The sequence below is a fragment of the Mesorhizobium sp. M7A.F.Ca.US.005.03.1.1 genome (assembly GCF_003997975.1).
GTDB lineage: Bacteria > Pseudomonadota > Alphaproteobacteria > Rhizobiales > Rhizobiaceae > Mesorhizobium > Mesorhizobium ciceri.
The window spans coordinates 34,277-51,647 of record NZ_RZRO01000029.1 but is presented as its reverse complement, the minus strand read 5'-3'; the positions used below and the strand labels follow the sequence as shown (position 1 = coordinate 51,647).

The 17,371-nt window shown below is 61.3% G+C and carries 19 protein-coding genes; 8 read left to right on the top strand and 11 right to left on the bottom strand.

Annotation, left to right across the window (positions count from 1 at the left end; genetic code table 11):
• Positions 1-47 precede the first annotated feature (47 nt).
• Positions 48-347: an AzlD family protein gene (locus tag EN990_RS14770; protein WP_127369670.1), complete on the bottom strand. Its 300-nt coding sequence runs from the start codon at positions 345-347 to the stop codon at positions 48-50.
• Positions 344-1,078, bottom strand: coding sequence for an AzlC family ABC transporter permease (locus tag EN990_RS14765; protein WP_013530159.1), 735 nt, complete (start codon positions 1,076-1,078; stop codon positions 344-346). Before EN990_RS14765 ends, EN990_RS14770 begins: the two co-directional genes overlap by 4 nt.
• Before the next feature lie 170 nt (positions 1,079-1,248).
• On the opposite strand from EN990_RS14765, the gene EN990_RS14760 reads away from it, so the two are divergent.
• A complete protein-coding gene (locus tag EN990_RS14760; RefSeq protein WP_013530158.1) occupies positions 1,249-1,707 on the top strand; it encodes an Lrp/AsnC family transcriptional regulator in 459 nt (152 codons plus the stop codon).
• A gap of 151 nt (positions 1,708-1,858) precedes the next feature.
• Here the strand turns inward: EN990_RS14760 and EN990_RS14755 are convergent, their stop codons facing one another.
• Complete coding sequence (locus EN990_RS14755) at positions 1,859-3,310, bottom strand: RES family NAD+ phosphorylase (protein WP_127369671.1); 1,452 nt, start codon at positions 3,308-3,310, stop codon at positions 1,859-1,861.
• Positions 3,311-3,565: 255 nt separating this feature from the next.
• Here EN990_RS14755 and EN990_RS14750 point away from each other — a divergent pair, with 255 nt between their 5' ends.
• The 5 genes from EN990_RS14750 to EN990_RS14730 all read left to right on the top strand — a co-directional run bounded on the left by EN990_RS14750 (position 3,566) and on the right by EN990_RS14730 (position 6,830).
• Positions 3,566-4,768, top strand: a complete 1,203-nt coding sequence (locus EN990_RS14750) for an MFS transporter (protein ID WP_127388318.1) — start codon at positions 3,566-3,568, stop codon at positions 4,766-4,768.
• A 298-nt stretch (positions 4,769-5,066) separates the two neighbouring features.
• Positions 5,067-5,453, top strand: a complete 387-nt coding sequence (locus EN990_RS14745; protein WP_082826532.1) for a hypothetical protein — start codon at positions 5,067-5,069, stop codon at positions 5,451-5,453.
• A 118-nt stretch (positions 5,454-5,571) separates the two neighbouring features.
• Positions 5,572-5,835 carry a glycine zipper domain-containing protein gene (locus EN990_RS14740; RefSeq protein ID WP_127369557.1) on the top strand — a complete coding sequence of 88 codons (264 nt, stop codon included), beginning with the start codon at positions 5,572-5,574 and terminating at the stop codon, positions 5,833-5,835.
• Positions 5,836-5,891: 56 nt separating this feature from the next.
• Positions 5,892-6,527: an outer membrane lipoprotein carrier protein LolA gene (locus EN990_RS14735; RefSeq protein ID WP_127369556.1), complete on the top strand. Its 636-nt coding sequence runs from the start codon at positions 5,892-5,894 to the stop codon at positions 6,525-6,527.
• 93 nt (positions 6,528-6,620) lie between these two features.
• Positions 6,621-6,830: a hypothetical protein gene (locus EN990_RS14730; protein ID WP_013530154.1), complete on the top strand. Its 210-nt coding sequence runs from the start codon at positions 6,621-6,623 to the stop codon at positions 6,828-6,830.
• Between the two features lie 89 nt (positions 6,831-6,919).
• Here the strand turns inward: EN990_RS14730 and EN990_RS14725 are convergent, their stop codons facing one another.
• Positions 6,920-7,192: a hypothetical protein gene (locus EN990_RS14725; protein ID WP_127369555.1), complete on the bottom strand. Its 273-nt coding sequence runs from the start codon at positions 7,190-7,192 to the stop codon at positions 6,920-6,922.
• On the opposite strand from EN990_RS14725, the gene EN990_RS14720 reads away from it, so the two are divergent.
• Positions 7,182-7,952, top strand: coding sequence for a hypothetical protein (locus EN990_RS14720; protein WP_127369554.1), 771 nt, complete (start codon positions 7,182-7,184; stop codon positions 7,950-7,952). The two genes, EN990_RS14725 and EN990_RS14720, sit on opposite strands and share 11 nt — an antisense overlap.
• 146 nt (positions 7,953-8,098) lie before the next feature.
• Here the strand turns inward: EN990_RS14720 and EN990_RS14715 are convergent, their stop codons facing one another.
• The 7 genes from EN990_RS14715 to EN990_RS14685 all read right to left on the bottom strand — a co-directional run bounded on the left by EN990_RS14715 (position 8,099) and on the right by EN990_RS14685 (position 15,230).
• Positions 8,099-8,398 (bottom strand): HlyU family transcriptional regulator, encoded by a 300-nt coding sequence (locus EN990_RS14715; protein ID WP_024505488.1) that lies wholly within the window; start codon positions 8,396-8,398, stop codon positions 8,099-8,101.
• A 112-nt stretch (positions 8,399-8,510) separates the two neighbouring features.
• A complete protein-coding gene (locus tag EN990_RS14710; protein WP_063168775.1) occupies positions 8,511-9,197 on the bottom strand; it encodes a PadR family transcriptional regulator in 687 nt (228 codons plus the stop codon).
• Between the two features lie 159 nt (positions 9,198-9,356).
• Positions 9,357-9,725: a DCC1-like thiol-disulfide oxidoreductase family protein gene (locus EN990_RS14705; RefSeq protein ID WP_063168776.1), complete on the bottom strand. Its 369-nt coding sequence runs from the start codon at positions 9,723-9,725 to the stop codon at positions 9,357-9,359.
• A gap of 131 nt (positions 9,726-9,856) precedes the next feature.
• Positions 9,857-10,150 (bottom strand): GYD domain-containing protein, encoded by a 294-nt coding sequence (locus tag EN990_RS14700; protein WP_063168777.1) that lies wholly within the window; start codon positions 10,148-10,150, stop codon positions 9,857-9,859.
• A gap of 181 nt (positions 10,151-10,331) precedes the next feature.
• Entirely contained in the window at positions 10,332-12,353 is a 2,022-nt protein-coding gene (gene rpoD, locus EN990_RS14695) for an RNA polymerase sigma factor RpoD (RefSeq protein ID WP_013530149.1), read from the bottom strand.
• Between the two features lie 426 nt (positions 12,354-12,779).
• Entirely contained in the window at positions 12,780-14,717 is a 1,938-nt protein-coding gene (gene dnaG / locus EN990_RS14690; RefSeq protein ID WP_063168778.1) for a DNA primase, read from the bottom strand.
• Between the two features lie 141 nt (positions 14,718-14,858).
• The gene (locus tag EN990_RS14685; protein WP_013530147.1) at positions 14,859-15,230 is read right to left on the bottom strand and encodes an RcnB family protein; all 372 of its coding nucleotides are present in this window, start codon (positions 15,228-15,230) and stop codon (positions 14,859-14,861) included.
• A 387-nt stretch (positions 15,231-15,617) separates the two neighbouring features.
• Between EN990_RS14685 and EN990_RS14680 the strand changes: the two genes are divergently transcribed.
• Positions 15,618-17,282: a Na/Pi cotransporter family protein gene (locus EN990_RS14680; protein WP_013530146.1), complete on the top strand. Its 1,665-nt coding sequence runs from the start codon at positions 15,618-15,620 to the stop codon at positions 17,280-17,282.
• Positions 17,283-17,371 lie beyond the last annotated feature (89 nt).

Sequence of the window (17,371 nt, the reverse complement as noted above, 5' to 3'; positions counted from 1 at the left end):
AGATTTGTCCGCATCGAAGGCAGGCGTTCGCGCCTGCCTTTTGCGTTCTAGCCGATGAGGTGCCTCAGCAGACCAGCGGCGCTGACCCCGATCAGCACGGTCGGCAGCATGGAAAACCGCGTGGCGGCTGCCAGAGTAACAGCCAGCGCCAGAAGATCCGCCGGGGACTTCGATACGAAGGCCGGTGCGATGACAGAGATCAGCACGCAGCCGGGCGCAGCTTCCATCACAGCCGTGGCACGGGCGCCCAGCGTGCGGTTGCGCAGGACGACATAGCCGCCGATCCGCGTCAGGTAAGTGACGCCGGCCATCAGCACGATGGTGAAAGGGGTCGTTGCATCGATCATGCATCACCCGCCATCAGCCAGGCCGCGACCAGACCCGACATGGCGCCGGCGGCGACATACCAGGCACCGGGAACGAAGAGATAGACCAGTGCTGCAACGACCAGGCTGACCAGCCAGGGCCGCGCCGCCGCCATACCCGTCCACATGCCGCGCATCAGCACCAGGAAGACAGCCGGGAACGCCATGTCAAAACCATAGGTCTCGACATGGCCAAGCATCGGACCGAGCAAGGCACCCAGCGTGGTGAAGGCCACCCAGGTGAGATACATCGCCAGCGCCGCGCCCATATAGTAGCGCGGGCTGAAGGCCGGCGTGATGCCGGCTGCAGCACGCAGTTTGGCATCGGCCAAGCCCAGCGCCCAGCTTTCATCGCACATAAGGAAAAGCGCCGGAAACACCTTGCGCCGTGGCAGGTCGCGCAGGAACGGCGCCAGTGCCGCCCCCATCAGCAGGTGACGGCTGTTGACCAGGAAGGTGATGGCGACGATGAGCACGATGTGCGGCGGCGACGTCCACAACTGGATCGCCGCGAACTCCGAACCGCCGGCGAAGTTCAGCCCTGTCATGGCAGACAGTTCGACCGTGCTCAAGCCTTTCTGCGTGGCCTGGGCGCCAAGCACCAGCGCATAGGGGATGGTGCCGAACAGCACCGGCGCGCAGGACGCCACGCCACGGCGGAATTCGGATTTCGAACCATCTGCCACCGTCTCGACTGCCTGTGAAATGCTCATGTGTCTTCATCGGCTGACCTCGCGGCCGCCGCTTCCCTGCGTTTGAAATCAACTGATGTCGGCAGCAAACATACCGAAATCGGTCCGCAATTTGGTTGCGGAGATTGTTGTATTTCGTCGAATTCTGGCATTTTATGTTACAAATTTTCGAATAGATGGAATCTGTAGCCATGAAGCTGGATGAGATCGACAAGCGGATTCTGCGGGCGCTGCAGCGCGACGGCCGCATGGCCAACAATGATCTGGCCAATGAGGTCGGGCTGTCGCCATCGCCTTGCCTGCGTCGCGTGAAGCTGCTGGAGGAAGCCGGTGTCATCGACCGCTACGTCGCCGTGCTCAACCCGGCCAGCATCGGCAAGGGTCTGACCTTCTTCACCCGCATCTGGCTGAAGACGCAGGACGAAGACACGATCGAGCATTTCGCCACCGAAGTCGCCAAGCTGCCGCAGGTGATGGAGTGCTATCTGATGCTCGGCGATTGCGACGCCATGGTGCGCGTGGTGGCGGCCGGCATCGACGACTACCGCCGCTTCCAGTCGGAGCATCTGAGCCGCATCAAGGGCGTGCAGAACGTCAAGACCGACGTCCCCAGCCAGACGATCAAATACACGTCGGAACTGCCGATCTGACCGGCGCCCGCGGCGGTCTCTTGGCGCGCGCTAGGGCAAAGCCTCAAGTTTTCCGCAATGGTTTTCGATATGCTTGGTTTGGATTCTGCTGAACCATCCGCACCGACCGGCCCACTGTAATTGTACTGCCGAAAGAAGCAGCTTCAGCAGGTCAAAAATCCGGCTCGGTCTTAGCCCACCGATAGCGTGTGACATCATGCTCTATGGTTTTGAATCGGACAGATTCAACCGCGTGAACCTTTATGGAATCGGCCTCGATCCGAAGCGTAGTTTCGCGATGATCGCCTATCGGAGGCTCTACCCAATCGAAATCCAACGGATCATAAGGGCCATCGGTTTTGGGTTGATCTGGCTCCGGCTTCGGTATTCTTTCGATAACGGTATATTCGCGCTCCCAACCTTCTTCATACTGGCGGGCAGTACTGGCTTCGATCTCTGTGCCGACCGGGATGTCCATCGCCTCACATCGTGAGGCTTTGTAAAAGAGCACGGCATTCAGACCCACACTGCCTGCCTGGACCGACGGGAACAGAATGCCGTCGAGTGGCACCTTGCCTTCGGTCGCGAGATAGTCGGCGATCGCCTGTGTTGGCAAGTATTCAGAATCCTGATCATCCGGCATAACGGGTCGCGCCATTCTCGCAGACAACGAACGAAGGAACATCATGCGCCCCAAGCGATATGCATATTGCGGATCAAACACACTGCCATTCTCATGCACATATTTGAGCGCGTTGAGATTGAGTAGTTTCAGCGGACGGACAATGGCGAAGCGGGAAATAGCAACCTGACTGCCGACTGGCGGGCGCACTTCGGCCAGAGCGATTTCGGGATCGGTCGCACCATAAAAAGTCGATATCCCCTTGGCATTCATACGGCCTGCGGTGGCAACACCTGGAGGCGGCGCGGCGAGCTCCAAGTCAGGACGTTCCAAGGCCCTGACTAGCTTGGCATCAGACTGGAAGGCACGTGCCCGATAAAGATGCGTGAATTGCGTTCCCGGTCCTGCCTCTTCAATCAGCGGTTTGCCGTCACGCGTCCGCATTTCATCAATGTGGTCGAACAGTTCCGCAAGCTGGGTAGCTCCGGTTCGGCTGAAAAAGCGTGCTTCGGTTTTTATGCTCTTCTCGAATGAGCGCCAGCTTGCCTGCCACTCCTCATCGCCCGGCATAATCTCTTCATAATGCAGGTCGTCCGCAAACGCAGTCTCTTCCCCCATAGCGGCCGCATCGAAATCGCTGTGCTTGTCTGCGAGGATGGATTGAATATCGGTCGCCGCTGCCTCGGAGATGTTCGCCGCGTTCATGATGGCATACACAGTCGATTCTCCTCTAGGCTCCCAGTCGTAGGTGCTTTCGGGATCATTGTGCATAGCCCGCTCGTATCCGCTGGGCTCGCTGGGGGTCCTTGAATAGTGGCTGTCGAATGCCCGCTCGACCGACTCTGCAACCTCATCAAGCGTGAAGGACTTACCCTCCTCGTTGCAGTAACGACATACCCGATCTGTGCCATGCTTTTCGATCTCAGCGCGAAGATAAACCTCGCTGACGCAACTTGCGCAGATCGCCTCGTCCCCCAGGTCGTCAACTTCCCAATGCTTCATGTCGCCTCCGTACCTTCGGAGACTATCAGGCTGACTGGCAGTTTGCAGTATCGATGACTGCGTCCCTTCGCATGGGCGGAGTTTTGGGACGGGATGAAAGCGGGCTGTCCTGTTGTCCAAAGCGATCCGGCCGGCTGAAACAGTGCTCTTTCAGACTGGATAAAAAATGCAACCGGATTGTAGGATCGAACCCGGTGTCGGCGTCCTTCGGGTGCAAGCAGCGCGCAGCGCTGCCCTCTGGCATGGGAGATTTGAATGAGCTTTTCCTATCGTTGGGTCATCGTCGCGGCTGGCGCGCTGATGTCCTGTGTCGCCATCGGGACGATGTTTTCGCTGGCGATCTTTCTCGAGCCGATGGCGATCGACACCAACTGGTCGCGCGCCGGCATTTCGAGCGCCATGACGCTCAACTTCCTGGTGATGGGCCTTGGCGGCTTCGCCTGGGGCGCGATATCGGACCGTTTTGGCGCCCGCATCGTCGTGATGACCGGCGCGGTTCTGCTCGGGCTGGCGCTGGTGCTGGCCAGCCGGGCCGGTTCGCTGCTGAGCTTCCAGATTACCTATGGCGTGCTGGTCGGCCTCGCGGCAAGCGCCTTTTTCGCGCCGATGATCGCGCTGACCACAGGCTGGTTCGACACCAACCGTAGCCTCGCCGTCTCGCTGGTCTCGGCAGGCATGGGCGTGGCGCCGATGACGATTTCGCCCTTCGCCCGCTGGCTGATCTCCGCCTATGACTGGCGAACCGCCATGTTCGACATCGGCATTACCGCCTGGCTATTGCTGTTGCCGGCGGTGCTGCTGGTGCGCCAACCACCGAAGCCCGTCATGGCCGATACCGGCTCCGCGCCGGTTGCCGAAGGCGCCGGCCTGACGGTCGGCAAGGCGCTGCGCTCACCGCAGTTCATCGTGCTGGGGCTGACCTTCTTTGCCTGCTGTGCGGCGCATTCCGGCCCGATCTTCCATATGGTCAGCTATGCCATGCTGTGTGGCGTCGCCCCCATGGCAGCGGTCTCGATCTACAGTGTCGAAGGCCTGGCAGGCCTCGGCGGCCGGCTCTTCTACGGCGTGCTGGCCGACCGGCTGGGCGTCAAGCCGGTGCTGATCGCGGGCCTGGCGATCCAGGCGATCGTCATTGCCGCCTATCTCTCGATCAGCCGGCTTGAGCAGTTCTACATGCTGGCCGTTATCTTCGGTGCCACCTATGGCGGCGTCATGCCGCTCTATGCGGTGCTGGCGCGCGAATATTTCGGCCAGCGCATCCTCGGCACCGTGTTCGGCGCCGCCACCATGCTGTCCAGCCTCGGCATGGCGCTGGGCCCGCTTGCCGGCGGCATGGTGTTCGACGCCTACGCCAACTATTCCTGGCTGTTCATCGGCTCGGCTCTTATCGGGCTCGGCGCGGTCGGCATCGCCATCGCGTTTCCGCCGCTACCGCGCAGGGAGTTCCAGCCGGCGTAGTCCGGGTCGATTTCCCAAACCTTGCTGGCCAGGCGCGCAATCAGCCTGGCCCGTTCGGTTCACTGCGGATTCCCCCTTGCGCGAGGCAGTTTACGGCCAACGTTTGCACCAAGCGATCTCGACTGAGCTCGCGCATCCAGTCCACGCCAGAGAGGACACCCTGATGGTCGAACATCCGAGTGGAAGCGAAAGCAACAGAATTGCCGCAAGCGCTGTTGCCGACGACGATCCGCGTCTCGCATTCATTTATCAGGAAGCAGTGAGAGGTCTCACGCAACAGCAAACCCTTGTGGAGAACATGAGCAGCCGCGCCGGCAGCCTTGTCTTCGCCACCGCCTTCGCAAACTCGTTGCTTGGCGGTGCGGCCCTTTCCAACGGGCTTGGGCCTTGGGACTGGATTGCGGTGGCCCTGCTGTTCGGCATTGGCGGGCTGATCGTCTTCATGCTTTGGCCCTACCACCAATACACATTCCGCTTCGATCCCGAAGAGTTGCTTGATCAATATGTCGACGGCGACAGGCCGACGACGATGTCGGCCATGCGCCGCGCGCTTGCGCTTCGCATCAAGGCGGACATGGCCGGCAACTGGCGAATTATCCAGCGGCTGCGGGTGGCGCTGCAGATTGCGCTGCTGTTTCTGCTGCTCGATATCCTGGCCTGGCTTTTGGCGATTGCAGGCGTTTGAGCCGGAGGGCACACGGGTCCGCCACGGCCCGGCGCTTGAAGGACAGGCAACCCACGATGGATCGAAAAGCTTTCTTGAGCATTTAAGCTTTGGCTAATAGTAGCCCAGGAGAGAACCAATGAAAAAGACGCTGCTCATTTTGAGCCTGCTCATTCCGCTCTCGGCGTGCTCCCGTACCGAACAAGGCGCTGTCGTCGGCGGCTTGGGTGGCGCAGCGGTAGGCGCCGCGGTGGCCGGCGATCCTGTGCAAGGGGCGGTTGTTGGCGGTGCGGTTGGCGCGATAGCCGGGGCCGTCATCGGGCACGCCAGCGAAGCCGGCCAGTGCAGATATCGCGATCAGTATGGCCGGGTTTACGTTGCACGATGCCCGGAGGGTTACTGACCTGGAGGCGCGTGATCTCTTTCGATCACGCGCCTCCTCCGGAGGTGGGATAAGCGATGGGCTATCGGATCAAAGTACTGCTGGGTTGCTGGTTCGCCGTTGCCAGCGCTGCCGCGATGTATGCGGCATCCACCGCCGCGATCTCCGCCGCGCCTGTTGATGCCAAGACGATTGCCGATCACCTCTCATCGGTAAAGTCCATGTCCGGGGACTTCGTCCAGTCGGGTCCAAATGCGGAGAGGACCCGTGGCAGGTTTTTTCTACAACGCCCCGGCAAGATCCGATTCAACTATGCAGGCCAATCAGGGATCAGCGTGATTGCAGATGGCAAATCCCTGGTGGTTTATAACAGAAAGCTGAAGACATCGCGGCTTTATGCTCTCTCGAAGACGCCGCTTAAGCTGCTGCTCGACAATAAGGTCGACTTCTCCGGCAATCGCGTGAAAAGCATCAGGGACGATGGCGCCCAAGTTACCGTCAAGCTGTCCGACAGATCGACCTTCGGCAATTCGAGCATCTCCATGGTGTTCGACAGTAAATCTCTCGATCTGCGCAGATGGAGCCTCACCGACGAGAAGGGACTTACCACAACGGTGACTATATCAAATGTGAAGCAGGGCGTTCGCGCTCCCGAGGGCACCTTCGTGATCGATTACACGGCAAACCGTGAATTCAACACCACCACGAAATAGCCGAAGCCGCGGGCATATTCCCTGGGCCGGAACCAATGCGATTACCAGCGGTTTAGTCCATGAAGGGACCGGAACCGCAAAGGACGCGGCGCAATGATTGAAATTCACAGCATGGAAGCGGCCAAAGCCAGACTGCGTATAAGGAGAGCTGAGCACTCTTTGAAGTGCGCGAACGACTTGCTGGATGAGGAAGGTGGCGTCGCCCTCAATCTGGCATTGTGCAGCCGGATAAGAGCCGCGCAAAGGCACCTGATCGAGGCAAGGGCACGCCTGATGACGATCGATCCCGCCAGGACGAATTGACCCGCTGGTGGTCGCACGTCAACCCCTGAGCGATAGGTCTATCGTGGCGCAAGGCCCGGGCGGCGCTCGGTTCGGCGATGGTCCGGCCCTTACCCAAAAATCCGATCGCCCTGCTCGTCGACCAACTGGATGCCCTTCTTGATCGAGATGTCGACGGCGTCGTCGAGCGGAGAGTTAAAGAAGGTTGTGTCAGACAGACCTAAGGCGATAATAGTTATTCGTGGGTAAGTGGGGCTTTTCAACGTGACAACTCGCCTGGGTCCGCTGGTAACCTTTTGCTTGATCGCCTTTGTCGCCTTGACTGCAACTGCATCGGCCGTCGCAAAGCAGAAAGCGCCCGAAGAATGGCCGATGAACTTCATTCTGGTTCGGAACGGCGATTGCAACGTCAACTGCGTCCAATGGATATCTGCCGAGGGCATAATAAAACCTGATACCGCCAGGCAATTTGAGAAATTTCTGCGGAAACTGAAGGGAGAAAGGCTTCCTGTCGTGTTTCAGTCTGGCGGCGGGAACGTGGATGCGGCGCTCGAAATGGGACACATGATCCGCGCCGCCGGCCTCGAAACTGCGATAGGCAGGACGCAGTTGAACGGCTGCCCGATGCTGGTGCCACGCTGTCCGCAAAAGATGGTCAGGAACGGCTGGTCGGAAGGGGAAGTTCATTCTGGTGGGGCGTACTGTTTCTCGGCCTGCCCATGGGCCTTGGCTGGGGGCCAGGTCCGCGCCGCAGCTGCCAATGCCCGGATCGCCGTCCATCAGATAACGAACGGCCGGAAGACACCCCGAATGCACAACGGCAGAAGAAGCCTTGATGAGATTTCGACGGTGCCTGATCCGGCGCTGAAGCAGTTGCTGTCCGACTATTTCGACGAAATGGGCGTCAACAGCGCCGATGTGTTCGCCATGATGGGGCTGGCAACGCCGCAGGGCCTTTATAACGTCTGGGACGCTGAAGCGCTCAAATCAGGCATCATAACGAAAGTCTACTCGTACTCGGAAGAACCGGGCTACGTCATCGGTGGAACGAATGTTGCCGATCCGGCCGATCCCACGCCGGCGGCTACTCCGGTGCCGGCGGTTACCACAATGCCGGACGAACTCATGCATTTACTGCCATAGCAAGGCGGCCTATAGAGTGAGCCGGCTTTGATGGCATTGCGGAGACCCGGCCTTGTTTGGCGTTCCTAACACGCTTGACAGCATCTTCACGCTGATCGGTTGGGCTCATTGCGAGATGCCGAAGATTTCGCCTCGACCGGTCCTGCCTATCCAAAAACCCGATCGCCCTGCTCGTCGACCAGTTGGATGCCCTTCTTGATCGAGATGTCGACGGCGTCATCGAGCCCGGCAAAGCGGTCGGCGCGGATGAATTTGTGTTCCTTCACCACGCCGTCGATCTCCTTGGAGACGACGCCGCAGGTCTGGTACTGGCCATCGGCCTTGTAGGGCGTGGCGCTGATCAGAAAGCCCTTGTGCTCGACCTGCTTGGCTGGCGCTGCACTCGTCGGCTCAGCCGTCTGGGTTCCGCCGCCGCCACCGCCGAAAAGACGCTTCAGAAAAGACATCGGACTTCCTCCAACAGCATTCATCCCGCACCATGTAGAGTGACGCGGGATGAATTTCACTATCGGTCCTTGGGCCAGCGGGCAAGGGCTGCGTCCGGTCGGCTGGACGAGCTTACTTGTGCGACAGCGCTTCCAGCGCCTCGGCGGCGGCTTCGAGGATGGCGATGGCCTCGGCCTGCTTGTCGGCCGGGGCGTCGACGAAGTCGCCCAGAGCCGCGCGCAGCCGGTGACGGACTGCGCGGAATTCGTCGCGCGCTTCCGAACGATCCCCGCGGCCGCCACGACGCCCGCCCTCTTCGCTCTCGTCGTTCCAGCCGAACCAGTCGCGCGCCTTGGCCATTTTGCGGCCGAAGCGCTCGAGATGGTCGAGCACGCCGTCGATCATCTCGCGGTTGTCGGCGAGATGCGCCTGGCCCGCCTCGGTGATCGAAAACACCTTCTTGTTGCCGTCGGCGGCGGAGGCGGCATAGCCGGCCTCTTCCAGGAAGGTCAGCGTCGGGTAGACCACGCCCGGGCTCGGGCTGTAGATGCCGCTGGTGCGCTCTTCCAGGGCCTTGATGATGTCGTAGCCGTGACGCGGCGCTTCGGCCAGCAGCGACAGCGTGATCAGCTTGAGGTCGCCGTCGGCCAGCATGCGTCCGGCGCGGAACATGTCGCCCGGACCGCCGCGCCCGCCACCACGGCCGCCGTGGCCGAACGGGCCAAAGCCGCCGCCCCCTCTGCCACCGAATTTGCCGGCCATGTGCATGAACATGCGCTCGCCGAAATGACCGCGCCCGAAATGATTGTGTTTGTGCATTGATTGCTCCTTGAGTTGTATCGTACGATATATCTTAATTAGGCAAGTCAATCGATGGAGTCAAGATATATCTTACGATGTATCTGAATGCAGCACCAGCGGGCTCGATTTTCCAGTCTCGGCCGCTTCGTTGCGAACGGCGGCCACCGATAAATTCGGCTACCAGCGCCCCTTGCGCCGGTTCCAGGCATAGAGAAGATCGGCAAAGCGATCGTAGGCAAAGCGTGTCAGCGGCAAGGCAACCGGATTGCCGAACAGCGTCGCCAACCAGCCCTCGCCCGGCGTGACCTTCCATACCGCGATGGCGACATCGGCGCCGACCAGCAGTCGGCCCTCGGCATCGGTGGCGTGCAGCCGGCGGCGGATATCCTCAAGCGACGCGCCAAATCCGGCTAGCGCTGCCGGTTCAAGATTGATGTCTCGGAACTCGATCCGCCCAGCCTTGACCGCTTCGATCAGCCGCCGCTTCTGCCTGCTGATCCCGGCATCGCAGACCGGGCAGCGCGTATTGTACCAGACGGTCAGCATAGTTCCGGCATTTGGTTGGTAGCGCAAACTTGAAGGACCACGAACGATCGGGCGCCGTCAAGACGTCGCTCGGTCGCTCGCGCGAAGGAGAATGTATCGGGCCAGCCGGTCCGGCCCTTCCGCTACAGGCTCTATCCGAGCGAGGTGACGATCTCGCGGTAGGCCAATTCGGGAAAGGCCTTCAGCGTCCGCGTCCTGACATTGCCGGCTGCCGCCAGCATCAGCGAGAAGCGCGCCAGCACCGCGTCGTCGGGCGCTTCGACCATCGCCACCATGTCGTATTCGCCCATGGTCAGGTAGAACGCCTTGAACGATCCGCCCATGTCTCCCAGCTGCTTTCTGGCGGCGTCGAGCCGCTTCGGTGACTCGCGCACGTTTCTGGCACCCTGCTCCGTCCAGTTCATCAGCACGATGTAGCTTGTCATGGCACACCTCCCTCCGGGGCCACGGAGCACGGCGGCTTCGCCGGGGCGGGCATCCGGGTTATCGCCCAGAAATGCATCCGACAGCGAAATTATCCTCCCGAAGGGCCCGGCCCGCAAGAGTGCGCCCCACAAACAAAAAAGGGCGCCATCGGCGCCCTTGAACTCTTTGCATCGGTAAGTCTCAGCTATCCAGGAAACTGCGCAGCTTGCGCGACCTGCTCGGGTGCTTGAGCTTGCGCAGCGCCTTGGCTTCGATCTGGCGGATACGCTCGCGGGTAACCGAGAACTGCTGGCCGACTTCTTCCAGCGTGTGGTCGGTGTTCATGCCGATACCGAAGCGCATTCTGAGCACGCGCTCCTCGCGCGGCGTCAGCGAGGCCAGCACGCGCGTGGTGGTCTCGCGCAGATTGGCCTGGATCGCCGCGTCGATCGGCAGGATCGCCATCTTGTCCTCGATGAAATCGCCCAGATGCGAATCCTCCTCGTCGCCGACCGGCGTTTCGAGCGAGATCGGCTCCTTGGCGATCTTCAAGACCTTGCGTACCTTTTCGAGCGGCATGGCAAGCTTTTCGGCCAGTTCTTCCGGCGTCGGCTCGCGGCCGATCTCGTGCAGCATCTGGCGCGAGGTGCGCACGATCTTGTTGATCGTTTCGATCATGTGCACCGGAATGCGGATGGTGCGCGCCTGATCGGCGATCGAACGCGTGATCGCCTGCCGGATCCACCATGTCGCGTAGGTCGAGAACTTGTAACCACGGCGGTATTCGAATTTGTCGACCGCCTTCATCAGGCCGATATTGCCTTCCTGGATCAGGTCGAGGAACTGCAGGCCGCGATTGGTGTATTTCTTGGCGATTGAGATGACGAGGCGCAGATTGGCCTCGACCATTTCCTTCTTGGCGATCGCCGCTTCGCGCTCGCCCTTCTGCACCTGGTTGACGATCTTGCGGAATTCCAGGATCGAGATCGCCGTTTCGGTGGCGAGGTTCTGGATCTCGGCGCGCAGGTCCTTGATCGCATCCTTCTCGTTCTTGGTGAATTCCTTCCAGCCGCGCGAGGTCAGGTTGCCGATCGAGCGCGTCCAGTTCGGGTCGAGCTCGGAACCCTGATATTCCTTCAGGAACTCTTCGCGACGCACGCCGTAGCTTTCGGCGAGCCTGAGCAGCTTGCCTTCGTTCTGCACCAGGCGCTTGTTGATGTCGTAGAGCTGCTCGACCAGCGCCTCGATGCGCGCCGTGTTGAGCGACAGCGACTTCACCGCCTTGATCAGCTGGTCCTTCAGCTCCTTCAGCCGGCGATCCTGGCTGGGCGACAGCGTGCCGGCCGCGGCCAGACGGTTCTCGACCTGCTGATCCTGCAGCTTGCGCAGCTTTTTGTAGGTGTCGGCGATAACGTCGAGCGTCTCCATCACCTGCGGGCGGAGTTCCGCTTCCATCGCGGCCAGCGACAGGCTTGCTTCGTCCTCGTCTTCGTCGTCGTCATCCGTCAGCCCACGCGTATCGGCGCCGACATTGGTGATGTCGTCTTCGTCGTCGCGCGAACGGCGCGGCTTGTCCTCGACCTTGGCTTCCTCGACGCGCTCGACCACCGGCGCCTGCTTGGCCTCGGGGCCGGCATAGGTGGCTTCGAGATCGATGATCTCACGCAGCAGGATCTTGGATTCGTTGAGTTCGTCGCGCCAGATGATGATGGCCTGGAAGGTCAGCGGGCTTTCGCACAGACCCGCGATCATCGTCTCGCGACCGGCCTCGATGCGTTTGGCGATGGCAATTTCGCCCTCGCGCGACAAAAGCTCCACCGAGCCCATCTCGCGCAGATACATGCGCACCGGATCGTCGGTGCGATCGGTCGGTTCTTTCTTGGTGGTGGTGGCGGCAACCGCGGTGCCGGTCTGCTCAGCCAGCTCGTTGGCGTCTTCCTCGGCATCGGCCGCGGTGTCGGCGGCCTCGGGCTCCTCGCCCTGCTCGTCGTCCTCGACCACGTTGATGCCCATGTCGGACAGCATCGCCATCGTGTCCTCGATCTGCTCGGAGGTCACTTCCTCTGAGGGCAGCACCGAATTCAGCTCGTCCATGGTGACATAGCCGCGCTTCTTGGCGGCCTTGATCATCTTCTTGACAGCATCATCGGAAAGGTCGAGCAGAGGGCCATCGGTGGCGCCTTCGCGTTCGGTTTCGACCTCTTCCTTTTCCTTTGTCGCCATAGTCTTTATCTTCTCCTAGCGGCCGAACTTCAAAGCCGCGTAAGCTGTCGGACCAGTCAAATCGGATGCGCTCGCTTATGAAACGCGCTTCACCGGGCCAGTAACTGCATCAACTCGTTTCGTTTGGTGTATGTCGTTGCCCCAAAACCGGGTTTCCCCTTTTTGGGCGACATCCATTAAGTCCAGATTAACCCTGATATCTGTGGCAGGCGGGCTGCCTGTCCAGTGACCAGTACCTCACATCGCTTATTTCCCGTCGACGCGGGTTCGGGTTAACGTTTCGAATCGTCCTGATTCCGCCAATCTGCCAGAAGGTCAAGCGCCTCTCGCATGATTCGCATGAAAAAAGCGAATCAATTACCCGACTTAGCCCGTTACGCGCCATTTCGACGCGCAACGACGCTTTCTCAATTCACTCGCTTCCAACTAAGCTCGCCCTGCCCTGCCCGAGGAGACGCCAAACCCTTCGATCAGCGCTTCCGTGGCTTGCACATCCTGGAATTGCGCCTGAATTTCGATCAGGTGCCGGTAGTTTTCGTCTGTGGGATCGGTGGCGAGCGCCGCTTCCGCCTGTTTCAGTTCCTTATGTAAGGTGCGCGCGCTGCGCTGCAAGTGCAGCGCCTGGCTGAAAGCATCGCGGGCATCTTCAAGGGCGGCGGTCTCCAGCGCCGGCCATTGCCGCATCCGCCGGATCAACCCGACGGCCCGCTCCCAGATCTCGGCGCAGCCGGCGCGTTCGATCGTCGCAATCACCGCCTGCCGGTCATTGGCCATGTCATGCGCCATTGCATCGAGGATTGCCGCATGCAGCCGCCTCAGATCGGAGTTGGCGAGATCGAGAAACTCGATATGGGCGAAATTCTCGTCGATCAGTGCCGGATGGTTGACCAATGCGACGATGATCGTCGCCTCGCGCACCGACATCCCCTCGCCGCCGCGTTTGACCAAAGCCGACTGGCCGAGACTTTCGGTGATCGCAATGCGGCCGCCACCGCTCTTGGCGAACTGCCCGCCGGGAGCGGCTGCCTTGCCCTGGCCCGGGCGCCCATCCTGGCGGCCGCTTTGCCTGGTGCCGCGCTGCGAGCCGAAGAAGCTCAACACGCGCTCGCGCATCTCCTGTTGATAATGGTAGCGGAGACTTTCATCGCGGATGCGGCTGGTCAGTTCGCGCAGCGTCTTCTCAAGCTCGGCCCGCCGCTCCGGCGTGTCGAAGACGCCGCCCGCCGTCTCACGCATCCATAAAAGATCGACCAGCGGCCGCGCCTCGGCCAGAACGCTACGAAACGCATCCGGTCCTTCGGCCTTGACCAGATCGTCGGGATCCTTGCCTTCCGGCAGCAGCGCGAAACGCGCCGAGCGGCCGGCCTGCACCGACGGCAGCGCCATGTCGGCGGCCCGCCACGCGGCCTTCAACCCGGCCTTGTCGCCGTCGAAGCACAACATCGGCTCCGGCGCCATGCGCCACAGCAGCTCGAGCTGGTTCTCGGTAAGCGCGGTGCCGAGCGGCGCCACGACATTCTCGAAGCCGGCCTGTGCCAGCGCGATGACATCCATATAGCCTTCGACGGCGATGACCGTGCCGCCCTTGGCCAAGGCCTTGCGGGCGCGGGCGAAATTATAAAGCACGTTGCCCTTGTGGAAGAGCTCGGTGTCGGGCGAGTTCATGTATTTGGCCAGCGCATCGGGCTGCAGCGCGCGGCCGCCAAAGGCGATGATCTTCCCCCTGGAATCCGGGATCGGAAACATGATGCGGTCGCGGAACCAGTCATAGGAAACCGGGATGTCGTCGCCGTGGCGCACCAGTCCGCAGGCCTCGATATCGGCTTTCGGCACGCCCCTGGCGGCGAGATGCTCCTTCAGCGCATTGCGGCTGTCGGGCGCAAAACCAAGCCGGAACGATTGCTGCGTCGCCGGCGTCAGGCCGCGGTCGCGCAGATAGGCACGCGCCTTGGCGCCTTCCGGTCCCTGCAGCCGTTCCTGGAAGAAGGCGGTCGCCATCTCCATGACGTCGGTCAGGCTGGCGCGTTCCTTTTCGCGCCGCTCCTCCTGCGCATCGCGGACCGGCATCGGCACCCCGGCCATGTCGGCGATCTTTTCCACAGCTTCGGGAAAGCTCATCCCGTCCAGTTCGGTGAGGAACTTGAAATGATCGCCCGAGACCGAACAGCCGAAACAATGGTAGCGGCCCTTCTTGTCCTCGCAGTGGAAGGAAGGGCTCTTCTCGCCATGGAACGGGCAGCAGGCCCAATAGTCGCCGCGCGGTGCGTTGGTCTTCTTGCGGTCCCACGCGACGCGCTGGCCGATCACCGATGAAATCGGCACGCGGTCGCGTATCTCGTCGAGGAAGGCGGGTGGAAAGCGCATCGGGGAACTCGTTTCCCGATTATATAATCACGCCCGCGAAATCCGACGACCCTTAATGCGGGCCATACCCGGTTTCCACAGGCAAAAAGAAAGGCGGCCGTAGCGGGCCGCCTCCCTTTTCAATGTCCGGCAAGGTGCCGATTAATGCGCGGCAAGCGCGCCGAAGATGACGCCGGAGAGGATGCCGACCAGCACATAGTCGTTGCCGACGCGGATCCATTCCTGGCCGCGGCCGGGGCGATGCAGGCCGTAGCGGCCATAGTCGCGGATCGGCTGATGGCGCTTCCAGCCGGAATATTTCTGGCCATGCCGCCAGTTGTTGCGCTTCACGACGACGACCTTCTTCTTGTAAACGCGCTTCCTCACATCGCTGTGGTGGCCGGGCTTCTGCCAGTCGACCTGGCTGTAGTTCGACTGCGGCGCGTTCGGCGCATTCAGCGGTGCGGCCTGGCCGGTGAGCGACGTGGCGGCCAGCATCGAGAAAGCGAGTGCGGAAAGGACGATGCGTTTCATGAGAAGTCTCCTTGGTTGTCGATATCGAAGCAGTAGCTGCCCATCGATGAACCGAAACTGAACGCACGCATTACAATTATGTAATGGATTCCTTGATTTACCCAAGGAAGCTGAACATGATCGCAAAGGCAGGAGCCAGTCGCACCGCAAACTCGGCCTATCCGCCGCTTCGCGCCCGCCCAGCAATGCAACCATTTGCGCGTCCGTCCATTTTCCGACACCGCCTGTCGCGCGGCAACGGCCCTTGAAATCGACAAGATTTTATTATCCGGCTAAAATATTCGAGCTATTATAAGTCACCGCCATGAACATGATTCGTTCCCTCGTTTTTCCTTCTGATCGCCACGCAAAACAGGGCGGGCGCCCTGTTTGCATGCGGGGGACGAAATGAGCGGGTCCGTCGTCCTTCTGCATCTGGCCGGCGCCGTGGCGCTGATGCTGTTTGCCACCCGCATGGTGAAGACCGGCGTTGAACGCGCCTATGGCGACGTGCTGCGCCATCGCCTCCGCGCCACCATGCGCAATCCGATCATGGCGGTGCTGGCCGGCACCGGCCTTGCCATCGCCCTGCAGAGCTCCACCGCCGTCACGCTGCTGGTCGGCTCCTTCGCCGGCTCTGGCATCGTCTCTGGCGCCGCGGGCCAATTGGCGGTGCGCGGCGCCGAGATCGGCTCGGCGCTGGTGGTCAAGCTGCTGACCTTCGACCTCACCTTGCTGGTGCCGCTGTGCCTGATCACCGGCACGGTCATGTTCATGGCCACCGAGCGGCGCGACTGGCGCCAGTCCGGCCGCATCCTGGTCGGCATCGGCCTTCTGATCCTGTCGCTGGAGATGATCGGCCAGGCATCGGAGCCCCTGCGCAACAGCCAGCTCATGCCGGTCATCATCAACTACTTCTCGACCGATTCCATCACCGCCTATCTGCTGGCGGCACTGATCACCTGGCTGTTCCAGTCGAGCATCGCGGCGGTGCTGTTGATGGCGACGCTGGCAGGCCGTGGCCTGATCACGCCCGAACTTGGCGTCGTTCTCATCCTTGGCGTCAACCTCGGCTCCTCGATCATCGCGCCGATGCTGACCCGCTCGTCGAGCCCCGAAGTGCGCGTCGTGCCGATCGGCAATCTCCTGATGCGCGGGCTTGGCTCGCTGGTCATGCTGATCCTGGTCATGATCTTCAGGCCGCACTTCGCCTTTCTCGGTTCGACGGCGGCGGACCAGATCGTCAATGCCCACATCCTGTTCAATGTGCTGATCCTGCTCGCCGGCCTGCCGCTGGCAGGCTTCGTCTACCGCGCTTCGGAGAAGATCGTCGCACTTGGCACCAAGCCCGTGCCGGCCGCCTCGCTTGACGTCGTCGAGCTGTCCGCGCTCAACGAAAGCGCGCTCGACGTGCCGAGCCAGGCGCTGGCCAATGCCACCCGCGAGGTGGTGCGGGTCTGCGAGACGATCGAGATCATGCTCAAGCGTATCATCGAACTCTATGAAAGTGCCGACGCCGACAAGATCAAGGCGCTGGCCGCACTCGACGACCGCGTCGACCGCAAGCACGCCGCGATCAAGCTCTACCTCGCCAAACTGACCAGGAACCCGCTGACCGAGGACGAGGCGCTGCGCTGCCAGGAACTGATCGGCGCCTGCGTCAAGCTCGAGCAGGTCGGCGACATCATCGTGCGCAACATGCTGGTGCATGTGAAGAAGAAGTTCGAGCGCGGACTGGAATTCACCGACGAGGGCTGGGCCGAGTTGTGCGCCTTCCATGGCTCGGTTCTGGCCAATGCGCGGCTTGCCTTCAACGTTCTGGTGTCGCGCGATCCCGAGACCGCCCGTCAGCTGGTGCTGGAAAAGGACCGGCTGCGCGACCGCGAAAAGGAAACCAGCGCCAGCCATTTCGTGCGGCTGCGCGACGGCACCGCCAAGAGCGTCGAAACCAGCTCGATCCATCTCGACACCATCCGCGACCTGAAACAGATCAATTCGCTGCTGGCCTCGATGGCCTATCCGGTGCTTGAAGAGCGCGGCCTGCTGACGGGGTCGCGGTTGAAGGCGAGCTGAGAAGCGCCACTTTCCCTTCTCCCCTGGGGAGAAGGGAAGCGGCTGCTCGCATCCAATTCAAGAAAACCTAAACTCGCGACAAAAATTTC